We start from the raw sequence: 3,019 nt of genomic DNA on the forward strand, positions 1-3,019 counted from the left end.
GTGAAGCCAGCCGCGGTGCACGGCGAAGTCGATGACGGCTACGACGCTCGGCACCCGCAGCGCACCGCGCGCCCGCAGCCTGCCCGTCACCTGCGCCGAGAGGTGGAAGGTGGAAATCACCGCGTCCGGCTGCCAGTTGTCCACCACCCTCATCAAAGGCCGCTCGGCGAGCGCCGCAAGCGGTGCGCTGCCCGGCCGCGGCACCGCCGCGTCACCCGCGGCCCCCTGGGGTCCGGGGGCGAGAAAGGCGTCGTAGACCAGGCCGTACACCTGAGGGACGTGCCGGACGGCACCCCGGTACCCGGCGCGCAGCGCGGCCCCTACCCCCGAGGGGAGCAGTGCGAGCACATCCTTGATCCGGACGCTGTGGCCACGTGCCCGCAGCCTGTCCGCGAGCTCGTCGGCCACGGCGTCGTGGCCCGCGCCCATGCTTGCGCTGAGTACCAGGAACCGTTGCCGCATAAGGCTCCAGAGGTCCGATGGTCCGGCGTACCGCCGGGGACCCGGCGCCGGTACCGAGTGTCGCCCGCCACCGTTCCGCAGGTGTGTCCAGCGGGGCCGATCGGGTGACGGCGGCTGATCCTCGGACAGGCGGCCCCGGTCGACAGCCAGCATTCTGGGAGTCCTGCTCCTGATCACCGGAGGACGGCATGTTCGACAGTTCTGGGCGGGTCGTGCGCAATGGCACCCGGCGACCGGTGGCACTCATCACCGGTGCGTCGTCGGGGATCGGCACGGCGGTCGCCGAGCAGCTCGCCTCGGAGGGCAGCTGGCGCCTCCTGCTCAACGGACGGGACGAGGAGCGGCTGGGCGACGTCGCGGTCCGCACCCGTGGAACGGCGCTCGCGGCCGACGTCACCGATCCACAGGCCCGCGCACGGCTCGCCCGCGAGGCGGTGGCGCACGGCGGACGTGTCGACGCTCTGGTCTGCGGTGCGGGAATCGGCTGGGCCGGCTCGTTCACGGGGATGCCGCTGGAGGCCATCGACCGGGTCCTGTCGGTCAACCTGGCCGCGGTCGTGCACCTGGTGCGGCTGCTGCTGCCGGGGATGGTGGCGCGGCGTACGGGCCGGGTGGTCCTGATCGGCTCCGTCGCGGGAACCGTCGGGGTGCGGGACGAGGCGGTGTACTCGGCGACGAAGGGGGGCCTGATGGCGTTCGCGGACAGCCTCCGCTACGAGCTGGCCTCCTCTGGAGTGCGGGTGTCGATGGTGATGCCCGGTGCCGTGGACACGCCCTTCTTCGGCCGTCGCGGTGTTCCGTACGGCCGGTCGCGGCCGAAGCCGGTGCCGCCGGGACAGGTGGCGGACGCGGTGCGCAGGGCTCTGGTCTCGGGGCGCTCCGACGCATACGTGCCGGGCTGGCTGAGCGTGCCCGCACGGCTGCACGGTGCGGCACCCGGTGTGTTCCGCACCCTCGCCCAGCGCTTCGGTTAGGAGTCGGTACGACGTGTTGCTGACGGTGGTCTCTGTCGCGCTGGCATTGCTGGCCGCGCTGGCCAACGCCGCGGCGTCCGTGCTGCAACGCCGGGCTGCCGCGACCGAGCAGGTCAGCCCGACCGCGCGACGCTTCTCCTGGCTGGGTCATCTCCTTCACCGCCCCGTGTGGATGTGGGGCTCGGCGATGCTCCTGGTCTCCGGCATCTGCCAGGCCGGCGCGCTGGCGGCGGGCCCGCTGGCCGTGGTGCAGCCGGTGATGGCGACGGAGCTGCTGTTCACGTTGGTGGTGGGCAGCGTCTTCTTCCACCGGCGCCCCGACACGCGTGCCTGGTGGGCGTTCACCGTCATGGTGCTCGGCCTCGCGGTGTTCCTGATCCTCGTGTCCCCTACGGCGGGTACGAGCCGCGTCGCCGTGGGCAGATGGCTCGCGACGGGAGCGGTCCTGGTGGCCATCGTGCTCGGGCTGCTCGCGCTGTCGACGCGGCTGCCGTCCGCGCCGCGGGCCACGGTGCTCGGCATGGCGACGGCGATCGGGTTCTCCTGCACGGCCGCACTGATGAAGGACGCGATCGCACGGCTGTCGGACGGTCTGGTGGCACTGCTGACGGCATGGCAGACCTACGGTGTGGCCGTCCTCGGGCTCACCAGCTTCCTGATGCTCCAACTGACGTTGCGCGCGGGCACTCTCGTGGCCTCCCAGCCGGCGCTGACTCTGGGCGACTCGCTTGTCAGCCTCGTGCTGGGTGCCGTCCTCTTCGAGGAGCGGCTGACGCTGGGCATCTACGTCGTGCCGGAGCTGGTGGCTCTCGCGCTGGTCGGCGCGGGCAGCGTGCAGCTGGCCCGGACACCCGAAGTCTCCGGGAAGCACGAGGAGTCGGTGTGGTGAGCGGTGCACGCGGTGCCGCCACCGGAGTCATGTGGGCCGGAGCCGCCGCGCTGGCGGTCGCCGGCTGGCACATCGGTCCCGCGGCGACCTGGATCCCGGTCGTACGCAGAGTGCTCGACCCGGCGCTCGACGGACGCGGGGACCCCGGCCATGTGGCGCTCACCTTCGACGACGGACCCGACCCCGACAGCACCCCCCGCTTCCTCCGGGAGCTCGAACGGCTCGCCGCGCGTGCCACGTTCTTCGTGCTGGGCAGCCGGCTGGAGCTCTATCCGGACCTGGGACGGCTGATCGTCGCCGAGGGACACGAACTGGCGGTGCACGGATGGCAGCACGAGAGGTTCTGGTATCCCAGGCCCCGTTCCGACGTTCGCGACCTGGCCCGTGCCGTGACCGCGGTCGGCAGCACCTCGGGTGAACGGCCCAGGTGGTACAGGCCGCCGTACGGAGTTCTCACCGCGACCCGCTGGGCAGCCGCGCGGCAGCTGGGGCTCCAGCCCGTGCTGTGGACCGCGTGGGGACGCGACTGGACGTCCGCAGCCGACGAGGAGAGTGTGCTGTCCGAACTGGCCAAACGGCTGGAGGGTGGAGCGACCGTGCTGCTGCACGACTCCGACCACGCCGCCGCCCCCGGCGCCTGGCACTCCGCGCTGGACGCGCTGCCCCATCTGGTGGGGCGGTGCCGGGCCGAGGG

4 protein-coding genes are annotated in these 3,019 nt (G+C 72.5%); 3 read left to right on the top strand and 1 reads right to left on the bottom strand.

What is annotated here, in order from left to right:
* Nucleotides 1-462: MGDG synthase family glycosyltransferase (locus tag H5J26_RS29985; RefSeq protein ID WP_419183870.1), on the bottom strand; the 462-nt coding region annotated here is incomplete at its 3' end.
* 188 nt (nucleotides 463-650) lie between these two features.
* Between H5J26_RS29985 and H5J26_RS29990 the strand changes: the two genes are divergently transcribed.
* The 3 genes from H5J26_RS29990 to H5J26_RS30000 form a co-directional block, all read left to right on the top strand.
* Nucleotides 651-1,436: an SDR family NAD(P)-dependent oxidoreductase gene (locus H5J26_RS29990; RefSeq protein ID WP_181769106.1), complete on the top strand. Its 786-nt coding sequence runs from the start codon at nucleotides 651-653 to the stop codon at nucleotides 1,434-1,436.
* 19 nt (nucleotides 1,437-1,455) lie between these two features.
* Nucleotides 1,456-2,325: a DMT family transporter gene (locus H5J26_RS29995; protein ID WP_181769108.1), complete on the top strand. Its 870-nt coding sequence runs from the start codon at nucleotides 1,456-1,458 to the stop codon at nucleotides 2,323-2,325.
* Nucleotides 2,322-3,019, top strand: a 698-nt coding sequence (locus H5J26_RS30000; RefSeq protein WP_309238118.1) for a polysaccharide deacetylase family protein, incomplete at its 3' end; no start/stop codon positions are given. The genes H5J26_RS29995 and H5J26_RS30000, both read left to right, overlap by 4 nt.

This window comes from Streptomyces albidus (ex Kaewkla and Franco 2022), assembly GCF_013870515.1.
Classification (GTDB): domain Bacteria; phylum Actinomycetota; class Actinomycetes; order Streptomycetales; family Streptomycetaceae; genus Streptomyces; species Streptomyces albidus.

Coding starts and splice junctions, on each gene's coding strand:
- H5J26_RS29990 (WP_181769106.1), top strand. CDS start 651: ATGTTCGACAGTTCTGGGCGGGTCGTGCGCAATGGCACCCGGCGACCG.